Raw genomic sequence first — 18,662 nt, forward strand, 5'->3', positions numbered from 1 at the left:
CAGCTTCTAAGGAATCCGAGCATTCAGGATCTATGCAAAATGGTATTCAACACCTCTTGAACTTCTTCCACTTCGCCTTCGGGAACGAGGATCTCGAACTGATTCTTGGTCATGTTAATAGCCCGAACCTGTACCAGAAAGCCTTCTTCGGTCAACTTCAGCTTGATTCTATCGGCTATTTTCGCCGTAGGTGCGATATAGATCACGGTCCACATGAAAAAAGACCTCCCGAACATAATGGAATAATGATATCATAACTCCACTTTTACCCGCAACCGAGTTCAGGAGGGCGTTTACCTGATGAAACAAGGCGAAAACGCGCGAATTTCCGCGAAAAAAGGGTGCTGAGCCTTAAGTTTGACGGTCCAGCTCATCCTGCTGTCTATGGGCAATCCGGGCGGATGCCGCGGCGGCAAGGCCTGCGACCAAATCGTCGAGAAACACATGAATAGCGCTCACGTGATCATTCAAATCGCGAATAATGCCGATTTTATTTTTATCCAAATAGCCGAAGCTGGTCAGTCCGATCATCCCGTATACGTGTACGATGCCGAGCGCGAGCGTCTCGTCCACCCCGTACAGCGAAGCATCCGTCTCCATCAACCCTTGAAGCGGCTGCGGCAGCAGCTTCTTCTCGGCAAGCTCGTCGAGTGCGATGCCCGTATAAAGCACGTACTGCACCTCACGCTTCTGCAGCACCGCCAGCACACTCTCCAGGCAAGCCTCCTTCGTCAGGACCGGGTTGTAAGGAGCCTGCAGCTCGTGTACGATGTCCGCGATCCGCTCCAAGGTCACTCCGCGCTTCTCCAGATAGTCTACGATAGGTTGATGCGACATAACAACAACGCCTCCTTCGATTCATTCGTAACACGTGTCAGACCGTCTCGGGATCTCCCGGGAGGGCCGATGATAGCTCGGGTTACTAAATGTATGCAAAGGAGGCTTTCATTATTTCACCTTTACGCTCTGCTTGCCAAGCAGCTCCTCAATCTGCGCGAACAGCTGGGGAGACGGCTTTACATTGAATTCGCCGCTGAGACCCAGCGTCTTCTGTGTTTTCTCATAATAAAGGACGACCGGCAGCGGTCCGCCGTGCTGCCCGATCAGCTGCTTCAGCGCGGCAAGCACGGCCGGCTGCTCCCGCTCGGCGGCGATGCGCACGTAGACGCGCTGGGTTGCCGACGGCGCCGGGCGGTCTCCCCCTGCCGCCGGCCGAGACTCGGTGGCAAATGCGGCCGACCGCTGGCTGCCGTCCCCTTTCCATGGCGCGCCGCCCTCGCGGACCGTCCCGCCCTCCGGCGGAAGACGCTCCGGGGTCTTCGCCTGCACTGCCGCAGCGCCCTGGCGCGCCGTGCCGCCCGCTGCAGCCTCTCTGGCCGCCGGGCCGGATGTCTCCTGGCGTTTCCCCTTCGGATAGCCCGCGTAGCCTGTACGGCCTCCTGAGGGGGTTTCCGGCCTCACGCCGCTTTTGACGGCTTTCAGCTCGATGTGCGGGTCATTAAGCGCCACCAGACGGTCGGCCAGCAGCTTGAACTGCTCGTCCCCATGCTGAAGCCTCGCGATCACAAGTACGGGATGCCCCTTCTGCACGAGCGGAGCATGGGTCTTCCACACCTCAGGGAACAGCACGACCTCCGCTTTGCCCACCCGGTCCTCCAGCTCCATGAACGCCATCGGCTGCCCTTTCTTCGTCACAATCGTCTTATTGGACACGACCAGCCCCGCAACCATCACCTCGCTGCCTTCGGCATACTCGGGCAGCAGCGCCATCGTGTCCAGCTCCAGCCTCCGCAGCAGCTCCTCGTAGTCGTCCAGCGGGCTGCCCGAGATGTACAGCCCGAGCAGCTCCCGCTCCAGCTCCAGCTGCTGCATCAGCGTGTAGGGAGAAATCTCCGGATACTCCAGCTCCCAGGTGACCTCTTCGTCGAACCCGTCCAGCACGAGCTGCAGCGCCTCCCGGTCCTTGCGCCACTTGACGGCAGAATCGACGGCATCCTCCAGCATCGCCAGCTGCTGGGCGCGGTGACCCGGAAGCGTGCCGAGCGCCCCTCCCTGAATAAGCGACTCCATCACGCGTTTGTTGCACACCCTCAGATCGACGCGCCGGCAGATATCGCTCAAGCTCTCGTAGGGCCCCTCCTTGCGCCCTTCTATGATCGACTCGATCGCATGGGTGCCGACGTTCTTGATCGCCGCCAGTCCGAAGCGGATCGCCGGACTTTCGCCGGCAAGCGCCGGCGTAAAAAGATAGCCGCTTTCGTTAACGTCAGGCGGCAGCACGGCGATCCCCATGCGGCGGCATTCATCCACATACTCGGCCACCTTATGATGGCTGCCGGTTACGGCTGTCAGCATCGATGCCATGAAGGGAACGGGATAGTGCGCCTTCAGGTAAGCGGTCTGGAACGCCAAGACCCCGTAGGCGGTCGCATGGGCGCGCGGAAAGCCGTAGTCGGCGAAGCGGACGATCATATCGTACACATGGTTCGCATCCTGCTCCGTGTACCCTTCGCCGAGACTCCCCTCCACGAAGTGGGCGCGCTGCTCGTCGAGCACTTCGCGCTTCTTCTTGCTGACGGCCCGCCGCAGCAGGTCCGCTTCTCCGAGATTGAAGCCCGCCATCCGCGAAGCGATCTGCATGATCTGCTCCTGATAGACGATGATGCCGTACGTATCCCGCAGAATCGGCTCCAGATCGGGATGAGGATACTGCGCTTCGGTCTCCCCGTGCTTGGAGCTTATATACTGAGGGATAAATTCCATAGGCCCCGGCCGGTACAGCGCGAGAACCGAGATAATATCCTCGAAATGAGACGGCCGCAAATCCTTGAGCACCCGCCTCATCCCCGGCGACTCGAGCTGGAATACCCCGGTCGTGTCTCCACGGCCCAGAAGCTCATAGGTTAGCGGATCGTCGGTCGATATCCGGCTCCAATCGAGGGCCTCGCCGGTTTGGTCGCGTATCCACGCCAGCGTGCGCTCGATGATGGACAGCGTGCGCAGACCGAGGAAATCCATCTTAAGCAGACCGATCGACTCCAGATGCTCCATCGTATACTGCGTAAGCGCCGTCTGCTCGTTCCCCTCCTGCAGCGGGACATACTCGGTCAGCGGCTCCCGGGAAATGATAACGCCCGCGGCATGGGTCGAAGCATGGCGCGGCATGCCCTCGACCTTCATCGCGAAGCGCAGCAGCTCGGCCGTCTTCGGCTGCTTGGCAGCCAGCGCCTGCAGCTCGGGACTGACGCGCAGCGCTTCCTCCAGCGTCATCCCCAGCTGGTGGGGGATCGTCTTGGCCGCCCGGTCCACCTCCTGAAACGGCACGTTCAGCGCCCTGCCCACATCGCGTACGGCGGCCTTCGCCGCCATCGTCCCGAAGGTAATGATCTGCGCCACCCGGTCGCGGCCGTATTTGCGCACCACATAATCAATGACCTCGTCGCGGCGCAGATCGCTGAAGTCGATGTCGATATCCGGCATCGTCACCCGCTCGGGATTGAGGAACCGTTCGAACAGCAGCCGGTACTTGATCGGATCGACATCCGTAATCTTCAGCACATAGGCGACCAGACTGCCTGCCGAGGATCCCCTTCCCGGGCCGGTCACGATGCCCTGCTCATGGGCAAAGCGGATGAAATCCCATACGATCAGAAAGTAATCCGAATACCCCATCCGCTCAATGACGCCCAGCTCGTAAGAGAGCCTGTCCTCCACGCTGCCCCGCCATTCCTTGTCCAGCCAGTCCGAAGTCCCGGCGTAGCGTTCCACCAGTCCTTGGCCGCAAAGCTCGGCAAGATATTCGCCTGCTGTCAAGCCTGCGGGAATCGGGTCGAATTGGGGCAGAATCGAGCGGCCGAACTCGAGCTCCACCTCACAGGCTTCGGCGATGACCGACGCATTCCTCAGCGCCTCCGGCACATGGGCGAACAGCTCCGCCATCTGCTCCCCGCTCTTCAGATACAGCTGGGAGGTGCCGATCTTCAGTCGGTCCTCATCCTCCACCGTCTTCCCGGTTCCGATGCAGATCAGAATATCCTGCACTTCATGATCCGGCTCCCGCACATAGTGCACGTCATTGGTCGCAACCATCCGGATGCCGGTCTCCGCGCTAAGCCGGAGCGTCTCCTGCAGCACCTTTTTCTGCTCGGTCATGCCGTGATCTTGAATCTCCAGGTAGAAGTCGTCGCCGAAAATATGCCGGTATCTTAACGCGGCCTTCTTAGCCTCCTCATAGCGGCCGTGCAGCAGATGCTGGGATACCTCGCTGCCCAGACAGGCGCTTGTGCAGATCAGCCCTTCCGAGTAGCGCTCCAGATGTTCCAGATCGATCCGCGGCTTGTAATGAAAGCCTTCCAGATGGGCGACCGATACTAGTCTCATCAGATTCCGATACCCGGTTATATTCTTAGCCAGCAGAATCAGATGATAGATCGGCTGTTCCTGACGGCTTCCCTTCTCCCTCAGCGAACCGCTGGTAAAATAAACCTCGCAGCCGATGATCGGCTTGATGCCCTTAGCCTTGCAGGCTTTGTAGAACGGAATAGCGCCGTACATCACGCCATGGTCCGTCAAGGCAAGTGCCTTCATCCCCATGGACGCAGCCTGCCCGACCAGATCGTCGATGCGCGCGGCACCATCAAGAAGACTGTATTCGCTATGTACATGCAAATGGACAAAATCGCTCACGCGCCCGACGCCTCCCCGCACATTTTTGAATATTCATATTTTAGCATAATACGAACAAGTGTGCCATATAGATGATAGTAACCATTCGGCGGCCAAGCTCATCTCCGGACTTTCGCTCGACCGCTTGCGAACGCTGCAGGCGAACATTCGCCTCTCTCGCCCTGACCCGGGAAGAGGTCCGCCAATTGAAGAAAGGGTGTTTCTACGTGGCCGTATTTTTGTCCAAATGCTTGCTGGATTTTTTCATCGCCTTCGGAGTCGTGCTGGGCGGAACCATGCTGGCCGGCATCTCCTCCGTCATTACGCTGGACCCTCCGGTCCACAAGATGCTGACCGTCGCCGAGCAGATCAAGATCTGGGCGATGGTCGCCGCGATCGGCGGTACGATCGACCCGATCCGGGCCATCGAGACGCATTTTCAGGACGGACATATTTCACCGGCCATTCAGCAGATTCTATACATTGTCTTCGCCTTCGTCGGCGCCCATATGGGGACGACGCTGATCCAATGGATTTGCCGGGGAGGGGACGGCGGGTGAGAGTTCCCTCCTTCGAGCCGGGCTACAGGCATTTGCAGGCCATCGGTCTGGTCATTGCAGGAATGGTGATCGGAGCCGCTTTGTTCCTCAGTCTTTACAATGAGCGCTTGAATCTGGTCATCGAGCAAAACCGCAGGCTGCTGACCGAGAAAAGCCGGCTGGAGGGCGATGTCGCCGACCTTCGGAAAACGAAGAACCAGCAGACGACGATCAACCTGCTGAATGTCTATATCGACCCGTCCGAGCATACCGAAATTGATAAAGTTACCGAAAGCGAGCTTCAGCGCCGCGTGCATGCTCAGTTGAAGCCCATCGTAGTGGGACGCAAAATTTCCGAATTCGCCGCCATGCCGGATGTATACGAGCAAATTCTGAAAGAAAAGCCGCTGCTTGGCGTACTGGATAAGGACTATCTCGTCCAGTCGGTCAAATGGATCGTCCTGACCCAGTCCGAGCTGAAGGTGTGGGTGACCGTCAAGGAATGGAAACGAATTCCGATGTCGATGGCCGGAGGTTGATTTTCCCGCCTCTTATGGGCTAAAGTGTATACAACAGACACTTGTCTATAAGGATGTGCTTTCTCATGACGCTCCAAACGATCCAGCTCGCGCTCAGTACGCTTATCGTCATCGCCGTCGCTTTCTCCGTGTATTACAGCTTCAGGTACCGGCGGCAGTCCGACCCGAGATTGCGGGGGCTGTTATCCTCGCGGATGAACATAGCGATGGGCGTGATGCTGATCCTCATTGCATTGACTCAATTATTTTTCTTCACCGATTCGGTAACCCGACGTATTTTCGGCACGGTCTGCATGCTGCTCGGCATCTGGAACCTGTTCGCGGGACTCCGCAATCATATGCACTACAGCCGCAAAGCGTAAAGGATCGGGCAGCGTACCACTTCTGAAAAACCTGACAGGGAGCCTTGTCAGGTTTTTCTTCGTCTGCGCTCTCCGAAAAGCGGGTCCGCGCTCCTCTTCCTCACTCCGACTCCTCTACGCCGCTAGGCCGGTTCAATAACCTGGGCCGTCAGCATCGCCTTGGCGACCAGCGCTCCGTTCAGGTACATCTCCACATCCAGCTTGCCGAACTTGCGGCTGACCTCGATGATCTTGGGACGGATTTCCACCAAGCTGTCGATCTGCAGCGGCTTCACGAAATAAGACGACATGTTGTCGACCACCAGGTCCACCTTCTTCATGTCCTGGATGGCATGATAGGCGGCCTGGGTCAGAAGCACCGTCAGCACGCCCTCGGATACCGTCCCGAGCCGGCCTGTCATCTGCGGCGTAATCGCGCCCCGGAACACCAGCTGGCCAGCCGCATCCCTCTCCTCGGCGAAGCCGGACCAGATCAGATCCTCGAACGTCTCGCCGTGCTGCGGCTGACGCTGTGCGTGCTGCATGGCCTTCAGCACGTCCTGGCGGCTGATGACGCCCACGATCTTGCGGCCGGCATCTACAATCGGCAGCAGCTCGATGCCTTCCCATACCATCAGATGGGCGGCTGAGGCGACCGAGGTATTGGCCAGCGCGGTCACCGGATTGCGCGTCATCAGCTTGTCGATCGTCTGGCCGCTGGTTGCGCCGATCAAGTCGCGCGGCGTGATCATCCCGATCACGCGGTTCCACTCGTCCACTACGGGGAATCGGCTGTGTCCGGTCTCCTCATGCATGCGCTGCCAGTCCTCCATCGACTGGTTGCTTCGGAGCGTGAACACCTGCATCGGCTGAGCGATGATGTCGTCGATCAGCAATATTTTTTTCTTGATCAGACGGTCGTAAATAGCGCGGTTGATCATAGAGGCTACCGTAAACGTATCGTAGCTGCTCGAGATAATCGGCAGCCTGAGTGCGTCGGCCAGCCTCTTCACCTCGTCGCTTGTTCCGAAGCCGCCGGTGATGAGCACGCCTGCGCCCTGCTCAAGCGCGCACATATGCGCCTTGGCCCTGTTCCCGACGATCAGCAAGCTGCCCGGATCGATATAGCGCATCATCGCATCCTGCTGCATGGCGCCGATCACGAATTTGTGCAGCGTCTTCTCGAGCCCGCTCCGCCCGCCCAGCACGTCGCCGTCCACCATATTGACCACCTCGGCAAACGTGAGCTTATCCAGCTCGTCACGCAGCTTCTTCTCCACGCGGACGGTGCCTACCCGCTCCTTGGTCGCCACGAGCCCGATCGCATCGGCCTCCTTGATCGCCCGGTAAGCCGTCCCTTCGCTGACGCCCAGCTTCTCCGCAACCTTTCGGACGGAAATTTTGCTGCCGATTTTGAGACCCTCGATATATTTTAAAATTTGCTCATGCTTGGTCGCCGCATCCGGCAGAACCGTTCCGAGTTCATCATCCATCTGTTCTATCTTCCTCACATTCACTGTAATAGTCCTGTACTACTACTCCCATCATACCACAGCAAAGCCTCCGTGAGAAATCGGCCTGTTGAACGCAAGCCTTCGGGCATGCCCTTGCTGCAACAGAACCCCGTCGCTTCGTTCCCGGGAAAATTTTACCCATACAATCAAACGGTCATGCATAGGATGGAATAGCTCAACTTTATCGGGAGGTGCTGAATCGAATGCCACACATGCCTTATTCCGGGCAGACGCAGTCTGTCTACGAGCTGGACGCCAAGGAAATGGAGATTTTGCATACGTGCAAACAGAAGGTTCACTCGATCTGCTCCCAGCATCTGCACAAGCCGGTCCGTATCCAGACCGTTGACGGCAGTACGCATGAGGGGATTATCGTGCACGTGGATCACACCTTTGTCTATCTTCAGATACCGGCAAGTCATACGCGCGCTTTTTTCCCTCCCTATTATCCGCCCTTCAACCCGTATTACAGCAACGTGGTACTGCCCCTGGCCTTGTTCAACCTGCTGGCCATCGCTCTGCTTGTTTAAGAGTTCCTCCGCGACAAAAAAATCCGCAGCCGCCCTGCATTCAGGCGTCTGCGGATTCCCTCTGTCCGGCCTTACCGGGCCGGCTGCTTCTGTCTTTAGCGCTTCACCTGCAGCAGCTTTCGTTTGCCGGCAACGGTCTGCTGAAGCTGCCACCGCTTCATCCGTTTGATACGCAGCAGCTGGCGCTTCTTTTCCTCTTCCACCCCAAGCAGCTCATGCAGATGAGCCGCTACGATAAGCAGCGCAAATGCGACCCAGACGACGCCGAAGATCGTGCTCAGATTCGACCAGTCGGCCAGATCGATCCTGGGCACCGCGAACATCAGCATACCTAGCGCCAGTCCCATGTAAACGATGTTTTTCCAGCCTTTCCCCATATGCTTCTTCCCCTTTCTGCAGCTTGTACATCCCGGTTCGTGTTCAAACAGCCAGATCCCGGCTCTTGAGCAACCTTGTTGATGTATATGCCCAGTCAGGTCCAATTAGCACTTCTTACCCCGTTCCCGGCTTCAAGCCGGAAGGCTTTCGGCGCACGAGCTTTCTCGCCGCCCGCTGATAGGCATACACGATGACCCACGGAATGCCCAGCGTGAGAGCGAAGCCGACGAGCGTGTAGACGTGGTACAGCAGGATCGATCCTCCGTCATAATGATAATGAATCCGGTAGTAGGTCAGCAGCGCCGGGTGCATCAAATACACGCCGAAGGAAACGGAGCCGAGACTGAATAATACCCGGGAGAGCGCCTTGGACCGCTCGACAATGAACTGTCCCGCCCGGATAAGCGTCATCGCGGCCAAAGCCGCATACCCGAAGAACAAAGCCTGATACGCGTAAGGGTTGAGCTGCAGCTGCACTCTTCCCTCGGCCAGGAAAATACCGACGAACGCTGCCCCTGCCACTATCGTCGCGGCCAGCACCCAGCCGAAGCTGCGGCGAAGCCAGGCGGAGAAAGCGGCGTAATGCAGTCCCATCCATCCCCCAAGGGTCAGCATGCTGAAGTAATTAAAGGCCAGGGACGCCATATGCTCGAACGGCTCCACCCAGTAATGGTACGAGTAAAACGCGGCCTGCACGGCCAATCCGATCCAGCCCATCCATCTCCGGAACCAGGTCCAGCGGCACAGCCACATCAATAAAGGAAACATCAGGTAAAACTGGACGATAATCACCATGAAATATAAGTGATACCAAGCGTCTGCCCAGGGCAGCAGCTCCCAGAAGGCCCTTGCATCGAAGTGAAGCCTGGGCCGGTCGAACATCCATTGATAATACAAGTAATAAAACAAAGACCAGACTACATAAGGGATCAGCACCTGCCTCACTCGCTTGAGGTAGAACGTCAGTGCCTGCTTGCCTCCGAAATCTGTCTGATATCGGTAAAACAAGACAAGCCCGCTGAGGAGCAGGAATACCGGTACGGCAAAATTGCTCAGCTTGTTGATCATGAGGTAGAGCGCTTGCGAACCGCTTCCGAGCGGCAGCTCTACCAGAGCGTCGGAAGAGTTGTGAATCGCCAAGACGGCCACTATGGCTATCGCCCGGACAAGGTCCAGCTCATGCAGCTTAGGCTGCGTTTTCTTAATTGCTGACAATCGATTCGGCCCTTTCCTCTTCATGTTGTTAGTTAGAACGTACCATAATTTCCTGCTGTTCGCCAACTTCATAGCTCAGAAAAAACCGTCCCGTCCTTCCTCGGTGTTCTTTCCTTGCGATAGTGAGAGCGGAAGGGGGCCATGGCGAATAAATCCAGCAAACCGGCTCATACTAAATGACGGTATAACCATACGAGAAGGAGGAAGTTCCCTCATGCAGAACAACGTCTCTTATCAGCAGTTTCTCGAGCAGCAGCAGCAGCAGCGCATGCAGCAGGCTCAGGAGGCCCAGATGGCTTTGGCTCAGTCGGGACTGAGCAATAGCTCTCAGAAGCTTCGCCAGCTTCAGCAGCAATTCGTCCAGGTGCAGACAGACCTGCAGCAGGCTCAGTCTCAGGTCGAAATCCAGATGCAAGCTCAGCAGCGGCGCATTCAAGAGATTCAAGGCCGTCTGCAGCAGTGCATTCAGCAGATGGATACCGTCATTCAAAGCTCCCAGTCCCCGTCTTATTCGCAGGGAACCAGCCTGATGTAAGGCTTCTTCTGCATAGCGCCCCAGCTTGGACTCTTCCTGCATAAGAAGAGTCCAAGCTGGGGCTTGTTCGCTCTCTCTGCTGCTCTTCACAGCAGGTTCATACTTGCTCGATGACCCCGGCCGTAAGACGGTCCGGGGATTTTCCCATGCAGCCTCCTTGTCCGTTCCTTGATCCGGCCCATGGCGGTTTCAGACCGCCTGCACAGATTCGTTCGTTTTTCTCTCACCAAGGGATAAATGCACTCATATGATGAAGTAGTTCGTTTCTTAATGTTCCAAGCATGATCGGACCTTGGGAGGACGCTTCTTGCTGGGAAGGAGTACCGTATGAAAAGAACAAAGGTAAAGATCCAAATACAGTCTCCCGGTACGTCCACAGACGGCTCCATCGTGGCGATCAGCGAATCGCTTGTGCGCAAATGGAAGATTCCGCCTCACCAGCCGCTGCAGCTTCGGCTCGGCTCTTTCCGCCAAGAAGTCCGTGTCGTCGCATTCGGCTCTCCCGGCACTATGCGTCTGAGCGGAGCGCTAGCTTCTCGCATGGGCCTGACGACAGGCCATCAGCTCTGCTTGCAGTATAAAGCGACCAGCAAGGCGTTGGTGCTCGGACCGTTGATCGGCGTCATGGTCAGCCGGGTTTATGCAGGCGCTCCCGACAAGCCGTTCGGCGCCAACACCGCTTTTTGCCGAGAATTGACGGATGCTTGCAAGGTGTACGGTGCCGCCGTTTTCTTCAGTACGCCGGATGATCTGATCGCTCAGGGAGATTCGGTGCGCGGCTGGCATTATGCAGGCGGCTGGAGGAAGGCTTCTTTTCCCTTGCCCCACGTGCTTTACAACCGCTTGACCAGCCGCAAGCTGGAAAACCGCCCAAGCGTACAGCAATTCATCGCCCATGCGAGAAGCAAACAGAACACCCTGCTGTTCAATGAAAAATATTTGAATAAGTCGGAGGTGTTCGATGCGCTCCGCCAAGAAGCCGGCCTGCAGCAGTACCTGCCGGAATCGTACTTGCTCAAGTCGTTCCAGCAGCTCAAGTCGATGTGCGCCAAATACCCTACCGTCTTTCTAAAACCGGTAACCGGCAGTCTGGGCAAAGGCATCATCCGCATCCGCAAGGAGGGCGGAGGCTACGCCTGTCATTTTGCGAATCTGAACGGAGCCCGCAAGCTTTCGTACCCGACGCTCTCCGCGCTTTATTCCGCACTGGCCGGGAAGATCAAAACCCAGCGCTACCAGATCCAGCAGGGCTTAAATCTGCTGACCGTGGGCGGGCGTCCTGTCGACTTCCGGGCCGTCGTACAGCGCTGCGAAACCGGTCAATGGAAAGTGACCTCCATCGTGGCCCGTATCGCCGGCAATCATCACTTCGTCTCGAATATCGCCAGGGGCGGCACGCTCAGCAGCGTAAAGAGTGCGCTGGCGCGCTCCGGCACCCCCGCTGCGGCTGGAGGGCTCTCCAAGCTGAGGCGCGCCTCGCTGCGGATCGCCAAGGGCATCGAAGCCCGGGTCCAGGGCCACTTCGCCGAGCTTGGCGTCGATCTGGCGCTTGACGCGAGCGGACACGTTTGGCTGATCGAAGTGAATTCGAAGCCCTCGAAGGAAGACAACACCCCTCTGTCGACCGAGAATAAAATCCGCCCCTCGGTCAGGCAGCTGGTGCAGTATTCACGGTTCGCCGCGAAATTCTAAGAACGGATGCGAGGTGAAAAGCTTATGCCGACAGCCGGGCCGCACGCAAGCAGCGTCCGTTCGCTGGGCATCCTGACCACGACAACCCGACATGATCCACCCTTTGAGAATCGGAGCTTTTACCGCCGATTATGCAGTCTGGGACGCAAGCTCAAGCTGCAGGTTTTTGTATTTACGCCCGAATCTGTGGACTGGGAGCAGTCGGAGGTTTCGGGCTTCGAATACGATACCAGATCGCAATGCTGGATCGGCCGGTCCTTCGCGCTGCCGGCGCTCGTTTACGACCGCTGCTTCTTCACCACGCGCCGGCAGTATACGGAGTATCGACAGACGATGGAGAAGCTGCGCAAGCGGCCGGATATCCGGCTGCTCGGCTGCGGCTTGAAGGGAAAGTGGGACGTACACCGACTGCTAACCGCCGACGGCAGGTTTGACCGGTATTTACCTCCAACCGAGCGTCTGCGCAGCACGCGTAGACTCATCCAGTGGCTGGAGCAGTACGGCGAGGCTTTATTAAAGCCGTCCGGCGGCTCGCAAGGCCGCGGTGTGCTGCATCTGCGGCAAGAGTCGCGAGATCCGCAGACGCGCTATACCGTGCGCGGCCGAGATGCGCACAATACCAGCATCGCGCGCGGCTTCGCGGATACCACCGAGCTGCTCGGCTGGCTCCGGCTCCTCATCGGCGGCCGCAGCTATTTGGTGCAGCGCTATCTGCGGCTGCACTCTCGCAGCGGCGGCGCCTTTGATGTCCGCGCCCTTGTCCAGAAAAACGGCGCAGGCCGCTGGCAGCTCACCGGTCTCGGTGTCCGCTTGGGGCAAGACGGCAGCCTCACCTCTAACCTGCACGGCGGCGGACGCGTGGAAGCAGCCGCGCCTTGGCTCTCCCGCGAGTTCGGAGAGAAACGCGCCGAAGCTATTCTTGCCGAGCTGACCCAGCTCTGCATCTGGGTGCCTGAAGCGCTGGAAGCCGGCCACGGGCGCCTGGCCGAGGTCGGTCTAGATTTTGGGATCGACACGGACAGCCGGATTTGGCTGCTTGAGGCGAATTCCAAGCCGGGCCGCTCCATCTTTACGTATTTGCGCGACGAGCAGGCGCTATCGGCCTCCTTGGCCTCTCCGCTGCGGTACGCCGATTATTTGCTCGATCTTGCCTCATACGAAGAGGCTGCGGCCGGCACAGTCGTGCAGGCTCAGCGCCGGGCTGCGTGCAGGCGCCGCCCCGTCCAGGTTCAGCATGAGCCAACCGCTCTCCCGCCTTCCAGAGTATCCGGCAGCTTGTACCGCAAATCAATGCCTAAGCGGCATCGTCCTTTAGGAGGTCCATCATGAGCTTGACAACCTGCACGATTCATGTCGCCCAGCGGCAGGAACGCGTCGTCTATGTCAGCAGCGATTTGGCCAAAGCGCTCAAGCTGGTCAAATCCCGCAGTTTGACTTTAAAGCTCGGCAGCAAAAGCATCTCCCTGGGGCTCAAGCTGCTGAAAAAAAGCGGAAATCATCTTTATCTTACCCAGTCGGTCTACTCCCAGCTCCGGCTGCCGAGGGCCGGCACGACTCTCGTCACCAGCTCGAACGGCAAGGACCTGAGGCTCGGGCCTATGATTGGCATATTAACCAGTGTAACCCGGGGCAGTACGGCTCCCTTCGGTTCGCGCACCGAGTTTATCCGGCAGTTCATGCGAGTGGGATCGGACCGCGCTTTCTACTTCGGCTTCTCTCCGGGCGACGTCAATTGGTCCGAGGGCACCGTCACGGCTACGATTCCGCGAAGAGAGGGAGGCTGGGTCCGCAAGGTGGTTCCGCTGCCCGACGTCGTGTACAACCGGCTCCCCAGCCGCAAAGCCGAGAAGCTTGCTTCCAACAATGCCTTCAAGCAGCGCTTCGTGCGCCAGGGCATCCCATTGTTCAATTGGAGCTTCTTCGACAAATGGGATGTATACAATCTGCTTACGGGAACCGAGGCCTTCCGCCACGTGCCGGAGTCACACATCAATCCAAGCCCCTCGCAGATCAAGGAAATGCTCAACAGGCATAAATTCATTTATTTCAAACCGACTGGAGGCAGCCTTGGCATCGGAATATTCCGGCTCACCTATAACCCCCAACGAGGCTATTACGCCCGCTTCCGCCGTGCAGGACGCAATGTGCTGCTCCGCTTCAGCAAATTCGAATCTCTGATGGCGCTACTGAAACGGCAAAGCGGCGGCCTGAACGGCTATGTGGCCCAGCAGGGTATCCGTCTGATCGAATTGGATAGCTGCCCGATCGACTTCCGCTTCCATATGACCAAGAACGGCTCCAATCAATGGGTCTGCGCTGCTATAGGCGCCAAGAAGGCCGGCAAGGGAAGCGTCACGACGCATGTGCGCACCGGAGGCATGCTGATGACGCCGGAGCAGGTGCTCCGGCAGGTGTTCGGCGGCAGAGCGGACGCCGTGCTGTCGAATGCCAAGGAGGTGGCAATCAAGCTCGCGCAGGATATCGAGCGCAATTACCGGCATACGCTTGGCGAGCTTGGCTTCGATATCGGGATCGATAAGAATGAACGGATCTGGATGTTCGAGGCCAACTCCAAGCCGGGCCGTTCGATCTTCAAGCACCCCGCGCTGAAAGAACAGGGAAGAGCATCTCTTCAATATATTTATGATTATTGCTTGTACCTGAGCCGATTTCGCGCAAGGAGGGATTCTTGAGTGGATGGGCGAATCCAGAATACCCGTCAGCGTCCGACCCTTGCCATTCTCACTTACGCGGATGAAAAAAGAGTTTTTCGAGGGGATCAGGAAAATTTTATCGATCTGATCCGGGCCGGCGAGGAGCGCGGGGTGCTTGTCTATGTGATGACCACCGCCGACTTCAAGCTTAGCGGCAAGCAGGCTGCCGGCTACAGGTACCGCGCCTCTACCAAATCGTGGAAGCGGGAAATGCTGCCGATGCCCCATGTCATCTACAACCGGATTCCGTACCGCAAGTTCGAGGCGCTGCCAGAGGTGCAGCAGGTCATTCAGGCTTGCCTGCACCATTCTCAGGTCCGGTTTTTCAATCCTTCGTTCTTTAATAAGTGGACGTTGTTCGAATGGTTGAACAAATCCAAGCGCACGAAGCCCTTTATCCCCGAAACCAAAAAGCTGAATTCCGGCGACGATATTGACAAACTGCTGCAAAGCTACCCCTTCCTCTATCTGAAGCCGATTCGCGGCAAAGCGGGGAAAGGCATCATGAGGGTCAGCCGCACGGAGAGCCGGTCTGCGCCAAGGCTGTTCGAGCTCAGCATCCAGGATAAGACGCGAAGTCATATCTCCCGGTATCCTACCGTGAACCAGCTCTGGTCCCAGGTCCGCGAACTGGTCGGGTCCAGGGACTATATCGTGCAGCAGGGCATCTCCTTATCCAGCTACAAGCGCCGTCCATTCGATCTTCGCGTACTGGTCCAGAAAAACTATAAGGGCATATGGACCGTTGCCGGAATCGGGGCCCGCCTGGCCGGCAAGTCCAGCATTACGACGCATGTGCCCCGGGGAGGCTCGATCGACGATCCAAGCAAGCTGCTCGCCCATGCCTTCGGTCAGACCGAGGGCAAGAAGATCATCCGTACCGCCAAGCAGGCGGCCCTCCGGATCGCCCGGCAGGTCGAAACGGCAAGCGGCCATACTCTAGGCGAAATGTCGATGGATCTGGGCGTGGACAGCGTCGGTCATATCTGGTTTTTCGAGGCCAACTCCAAGCCGATGAAATTCGACGAACCGCCGATCCGGCAAAAATCGCTGGAGAACCTCATCCGCTATTCCATTTTTTTGTCACGAAAAAACGGCAGCAAAGGGTAGGCAGGTGGATGCTTGATGGGCAAACAGTTAGGCGTGCTTGCGATGTATATGAATAAACGACACCTTGAAGAGCTATCTTTCTTCCGCAAGCTGTGTATCATAGGTGAGAGGCTGGGATTGGAGGTTTTGATCTTTACCCCGGATGATGTCCACCAGAATGGGACGATGATCCATACCTTGACTTACCGGGGAACCGAGCGCAGATGGGTGCGAAAGTGGAGTAAGTTTCCACCTATTATCTACGACAGGTGCCGTTATCACGGGGCCGTAAACTTTCGCAAGCTGTCTCACTTCCGCAAGAAATATACGAAGCTTCGGTACATCAGCAAGCCGCTGGCCAACAAATGGAAGATGCATCAACTCCTCTCCGAGCACCCCGGCATCGCCCCTCATCTACCGGCCACCATCCGCTATAGGGAGCCGCGAGAGCTGGGCGATTTCTTGAAAAAGCATGCGGTTGTCTATATGAAGCCCAAAAGCGGCACTGGCGGACGCGGCATTATCCGCTTGCAGCGGGTCGGCGGGATCCCTGCGCTGCTGATGCAGGGACGTGATCCTGCCCGGCGTATTATTCCTGCGAGAAAAATAACGGTAGAGCAGATCCCGCTCCGGCTGGCCGGCTGGAAGCTGAACGAGCGGTATATCGTGCAGCAGGGCATTCCGCTTGAGCTGAAGGACGGCCGGGTGCATGACTTCCGCATGCTCGTACAGAAGGACGGAGACGGCGAGTGGCAGGTCACCGGCTGTGCCGGCCGCATCGGTCCGAGGCAGTCGGTCACCTCCAATCTGCATGGAGGCGGAACCGCAGTAGCTATGGAGACCCTGCTGAAAAAAAGATTCAGCAGCGAGCAGAAGGTATCCGAAATCCGCAACGAAGCGTATGAGCTCGGCCTGCGAATCGCCCTGCATCTGGAAAAAAAATTCGGCCCCTTCTGTGAGGCTGGCCTGGATCTGGCTGTCGACCCCAAAGGCCATGTGTGGCTGCTGGAAGTCAACCCCAAACCTTCGCGCGAGGTGTTCAACCGGATCGGGGAGAAGGAAACGTACCGCAGAGCGATCAGCCGGCCGCTGGAATACGCGCTGTGGCTGATTCGTTAGAAACAACCGGCGCCGAAGGCGTAACCATGAAAAAGACCGTCTGGCCGTGATTACGCCAGACGGTCTTTTGACATGCGCTCCGGTATCCGGAAGCAAGGAAGCCGGGAGGGGGCAGTGAAACAGAAAAACGCCCCTGTCTTATGCCGGGTGGCATGACAGAGGCGTCCAACGGTTATGCGGGTGATTGCTCCCGCACGTCATCCAGCAGAGTTAATAGCTCGCCGAACGACGCGATGCGCGCATCCGCACCTTCCAGCTCATGCGGCTTACGGAAGCCGGCATAGTCGCAGCCGACCACGTACAGACCATTCTTCCGTCCGGCCTCTACGTCGGAGGACCGATCGCCGACCATCCAGGCATCCCGGATCTCGTACTTCTCCAACAGCAGCCTGACCAGATCGACCTTCGATCGGGTGCGGAATTCCCCGGCACTGTACAGTCCCTCTGGCTCGAACAACGGCTCCAGTCCCTGGTGCCGAATAACGCCCTTCACATAAGGCTCCAGCCCGTTGCTGGCGGTAAATAAACGGACGCCCCGTTCCCGCAGCCTCTGCAGCGTCTCGCGCACGCCTTCATAGAGCTCGCCTTCCCCTTGCTTCAGCCCGTCCAGCTGCAGCTTGAGCAGAAGCTCGTCCGCACGCCGGCGGACATCCCGTCCGTAATCAGGGAGCACCCGCTCCCAGATCTCCTCAAGCAGCATCCCGAGACCGCTGATGATATAGTGCTCCGGCGGCGTTTCTCCCTGAAACAGACCTTCCGAGCGAAGCCGGTCGAACGTAGTATGATAGGCTGGCAGCAGCAGCGTCTCCGTGCGAAATAATGTACCGTCTACATCGAATATCATCGCTTCCGGCAGCGACCTAGTTTCCATCTATGCTTCCCCTCCCTCATCTACCTTAACAGACTAATACAATCATGTTTTGTCTGTTATGTCAATTGGCCGGAGGGTGCGTACTCGGCAGCAGAATTTCCGATACTTGGGATAGGGGAACGCGAAAAAGAAGGAGCAGTCCGATGATAATAGGAACGGAGCAAGCATAGGCCACAAGCGGCCGGCGGCTGTGCAAACGAAGCATCGGAAACATCATGAAGTCAAAGAGCACGGAGCAATACCAATTCCAGCCGTTGCCGTACTCGATCCGGCCTGTCCACATCAGTACCAGCTCGATACCCGCATAGCAGCCTATCCATTTCAGATAATGAACTCTCACTCGTCCCAGACCCTCGGGGTAACCGTTCAAGAACATCAGTGCGGTAAGCGGGAACACAAGCAGGGAATAAAATAACTCGCAGGTGAGGCGCAGCATCGGGATATCCGGCACGAACGACCACAGTACATAGCCAGCCGTCAATACGATATACAGCAGACTGCCTAACATTATATACAAGGCCGTCGAATGGTATCGGCCCGACTGCCTCCAGCGCTTAGAGCGAAAAAAACAGATAACCGTTAAGCCTGTCAAAATGAGATGTATGACCTTCTCCTCTTTCCTATGATGGGTAATGGAATGGCCGTTGCAAGCCTCCTTTCCTAGGATAGGTAAAAGGAACCGTTTTTTTACGTTGCATTTATTAAATTTTCTTTATATATAGATTGAACTCATAAAATTGAGAGCCGCACAAATCGGGTAAAAGATATCAAAGGACCGAAAAGGCGGAGATCAGAATGACACATGAACAAGAAATTGAAAAGCTGGCAGTAGCCATGAAAGAAACAAATAGCACTCGCATGTACGAAAGGTATCTGGCTATCCGTTTGCATTTAGAAGGCCGGACGTTAACCGAAATTGCA

The 18,662-nt window shown here is 57.3% G+C and carries 18 protein-coding genes; 10 read left to right on the forward strand and 8 right to left on the reverse strand.

All coding sequences use genetic code 11. The features are described from left to right. Window positions 1–23: 23 nt before the first annotated feature. From GSF01_RS03360 to GSF01_RS03370, 3 genes are all read right to left on the reverse strand, one after another. Window positions 24–215: a glutamate decarboxylase gene (locus GSF01_RS03360; RefSeq protein ID WP_072330275.1), complete on the reverse strand. Its 192-nt coding sequence runs from the start codon at window positions 213–215 to the stop codon at window positions 24–26. Window positions 216–351: 136 nt separating this feature from the next. Next, window positions 352–837: a phosphatidylglycerophosphatase A family protein gene (locus tag GSF01_RS03365; protein WP_159881596.1), complete on the reverse strand. Its 486-nt coding sequence runs from the start codon at window positions 835–837 to the stop codon at window positions 352–354. Window positions 838–948: 111 nt separating this feature from the next. Further along, window positions 949–4,686 carry a DNA polymerase III subunit alpha gene (locus tag GSF01_RS03370; RefSeq protein WP_159881597.1) on the reverse strand — a complete coding sequence of 1,246 codons (3,738 nt, stop codon included), beginning with the start codon at window positions 4,684–4,686 and terminating at the stop codon, window positions 949–951. Window positions 4,687–4,892: 206 nt separating this feature from the next. On the opposite strand from GSF01_RS03370, the gene GSF01_RS03375 reads away from it, so the two are divergent. The 3 genes from GSF01_RS03375 (at window position 4,893) to GSF01_RS03385 (ending at window position 6,105) form a co-directional block, all read left to right on the forward strand. Then, window positions 4,893–5,225, forward strand: coding sequence for a YtrH family sporulation protein (locus GSF01_RS03375; RefSeq protein WP_159881636.1), 333 nt, complete (start codon window positions 4,893–4,895; stop codon window positions 5,223–5,225). Next, on the forward strand, window positions 5,222–5,743 hold the full coding sequence (locus GSF01_RS03380; protein WP_159881598.1) for a hypothetical protein: 522 nt from the start codon (window positions 5,222–5,224) through the stop codon (window positions 5,741–5,743). The genes GSF01_RS03375 and GSF01_RS03380 overlap by 4 nt, the downstream gene beginning before the upstream one ends. 65 nt (window positions 5,744–5,808) lie before the next feature. Beyond that, window positions 5,809–6,105, forward strand: coding sequence for a YtpI family protein (locus tag GSF01_RS03385; RefSeq protein ID WP_159881599.1), 297 nt, complete (start codon window positions 5,809–5,811; stop codon window positions 6,103–6,105). A gap of 122 nt (window positions 6,106–6,227) precedes the next feature. Here GSF01_RS03385 and GSF01_RS03390 read toward each other — a convergent pair whose 3' ends face one another. Next, window positions 6,228–7,577 carry a DRTGG domain-containing protein gene (locus GSF01_RS03390; protein ID WP_159881600.1) on the reverse strand — a complete coding sequence of 450 codons (1,350 nt, stop codon included), beginning with the start codon at window positions 7,575–7,577 and terminating at the stop codon, window positions 6,228–6,230. Window positions 7,578–7,801: 224 nt separating this feature from the next. Between GSF01_RS03390 and GSF01_RS03395 the strand changes: the two genes are divergently transcribed. Continuing rightward, window positions 7,802–8,128, forward strand: coding sequence for a hypothetical protein (locus GSF01_RS03395; RefSeq protein ID WP_235941241.1), 327 nt, complete (start codon window positions 7,802–7,804; stop codon window positions 8,126–8,128). A gap of 95 nt (window positions 8,129–8,223) precedes the next feature. Here GSF01_RS03395 and GSF01_RS03400 read toward each other — a convergent pair whose 3' ends face one another. Beyond that, window positions 8,224–8,505, reverse strand: a complete 282-nt coding sequence (locus GSF01_RS03400; RefSeq protein WP_159881601.1) for a hypothetical protein — start codon at window positions 8,503–8,505, stop codon at window positions 8,224–8,226. Window positions 8,506–8,620: 115 nt separating this feature from the next. Next, entirely contained in the window at window positions 8,621–9,721 is a 1,101-nt protein-coding gene (locus tag GSF01_RS03405) for an acyltransferase (protein WP_235941242.1), read from the reverse strand. A gap of 214 nt (window positions 9,722–9,935) precedes the next feature. Here GSF01_RS03405 and GSF01_RS03410 point away from each other — a divergent pair, with 214 nt between their 5' ends. The 6 genes from GSF01_RS03410 (at window position 9,936) to GSF01_RS03435 (ending at window position 16,870) form a co-directional block, all read left to right on the forward strand. Then, window positions 9,936–10,256, forward strand: coding sequence for a hypothetical protein (locus GSF01_RS03410; RefSeq protein ID WP_159881603.1), 321 nt, complete (start codon window positions 9,936–9,938; stop codon window positions 10,254–10,256). A 327-nt stretch (window positions 10,257–10,583) separates the two neighbouring features. Next, complete coding sequence (locus GSF01_RS03415; protein WP_159881604.1) at window positions 10,584–11,948, forward strand: YheC/YheD family endospore coat-associated protein; 1,365 nt, start codon at window positions 10,584–10,586, stop codon at window positions 11,946–11,948. 24 nt (window positions 11,949–11,972) lie between these two features. Then, a complete protein-coding gene (locus GSF01_RS03420) occupies window positions 11,973–13,277 on the forward strand; it encodes a YheC/YheD family endospore coat-associated protein (RefSeq protein WP_159881605.1) in 1,305 nt (434 codons plus the stop codon). Next, entirely contained in the window at window positions 13,274–14,641 is a 1,368-nt protein-coding gene (locus GSF01_RS03425; protein ID WP_159881606.1) for a YheC/YheD family endospore coat-associated protein, read from the forward strand. The genes GSF01_RS03420 and GSF01_RS03425 overlap by 4 nt, the downstream gene beginning before the upstream one ends. Beyond that, window positions 14,642–15,772, forward strand: a complete 1,131-nt coding sequence (locus GSF01_RS03430; RefSeq protein WP_159881607.1) for a YheC/YheD family endospore coat-associated protein — start codon at window positions 14,642–14,644, stop codon at window positions 15,770–15,772. A gap of 15 nt (window positions 15,773–15,787) precedes the next feature. After that, window positions 15,788–16,870 carry a YheC/YheD family endospore coat-associated protein gene (locus tag GSF01_RS03435; protein WP_159881608.1) on the forward strand — a complete coding sequence of 361 codons (1,083 nt, stop codon included), beginning with the start codon at window positions 15,788–15,790 and terminating at the stop codon, window positions 16,868–16,870. A gap of 172 nt (window positions 16,871–17,042) precedes the next feature. On the opposite strand, the gene GSF01_RS03440 is transcribed toward GSF01_RS03435, so the two are convergent. Together GSF01_RS03440 and GSF01_RS03445 are read right to left on the reverse strand one after the other, a co-directional pair. Continuing rightward, a complete protein-coding gene (locus tag GSF01_RS03440) occupies window positions 17,043–17,741 on the reverse strand; it encodes an HAD family hydrolase (protein WP_159881609.1) in 699 nt (232 codons plus the stop codon). A 61-nt stretch (window positions 17,742–17,802) separates the two neighbouring features. Beyond that, entirely contained in the window at window positions 17,803–18,333 is a 531-nt protein-coding gene (locus GSF01_RS03445; protein WP_159881610.1) for a CBO0543 family protein, read from the reverse strand. Window positions 18,334–18,662: the final 329 nt, after the last annotated feature.

The organism is Paenibacillus puerhi (assembly GCF_009846885.1).
GTDB classification, from domain to species: domain Bacteria; phylum Bacillota; class Bacilli; order Paenibacillales; family NBRC-103111; genus Paenibacillus_G; species Paenibacillus_G puerhi.

Coding starts and splice junctions, on each gene's coding strand:
- GSF01_RS03360 (WP_072330275.1), bottom strand. CDS start 215: ATGTGGACCGTGATCTATATCGCACCTACGGCGAAAATAGCCGATAGA.
- GSF01_RS03365 (WP_159881596.1), bottom strand. CDS start 837: ATGTCGCATCAACCTATCGTAGACTATCTGGAGAAGCGCGGAGTGACC.
- GSF01_RS03385 (WP_159881599.1), top strand. CDS start 5,809: ATGACGCTCCAAACGATCCAGCTCGCGCTCAGTACGCTTATCGTCATC.
- GSF01_RS03390 (WP_159881600.1), bottom strand. CDS start 7,577: ATGGATGATGAACTCGGAACGGTTCTGCCGGATGCGGCGACCAAGCAT.
- GSF01_RS03395 (WP_235941241.1), top strand. CDS start 7,802: ATGCCACACATGCCTTATTCCGGGCAGACGCAGTCTGTCTACGAGCTG.
- GSF01_RS03400 (WP_159881601.1), bottom strand. CDS start 8,505: ATGGGGAAAGGCTGGAAAAACATCGTTTACATGGGACTGGCGCTAGGT.
- GSF01_RS03410 (WP_159881603.1), top strand. CDS start 9,936: ATGCAGAACAACGTCTCTTATCAGCAGTTTCTCGAGCAGCAGCAGCAG.
- GSF01_RS03415 (WP_159881604.1), top strand. CDS start 10,584: ATGAAAAGAACAAAGGTAAAGATCCAAATACAGTCTCCCGGTACGTCC.
- GSF01_RS03420 (WP_159881605.1), top strand. CDS start 11,973: ATGCCGACAGCCGGGCCGCACGCAAGCAGCGTCCGTTCGCTGGGCATC.
- GSF01_RS03425 (WP_159881606.1), top strand. CDS start 13,274: ATGAGCTTGACAACCTGCACGATTCATGTCGCCCAGCGGCAGGAACGC.
- GSF01_RS03435 (WP_159881608.1), top strand. CDS start 15,788: ATGGGCAAACAGTTAGGCGTGCTTGCGATGTATATGAATAAACGACAC.
- GSF01_RS03440 (WP_159881609.1), bottom strand. CDS start 17,741: ATGGAAACTAGGTCGCTGCCGGAAGCGATGATATTCGATGTAGACGGT.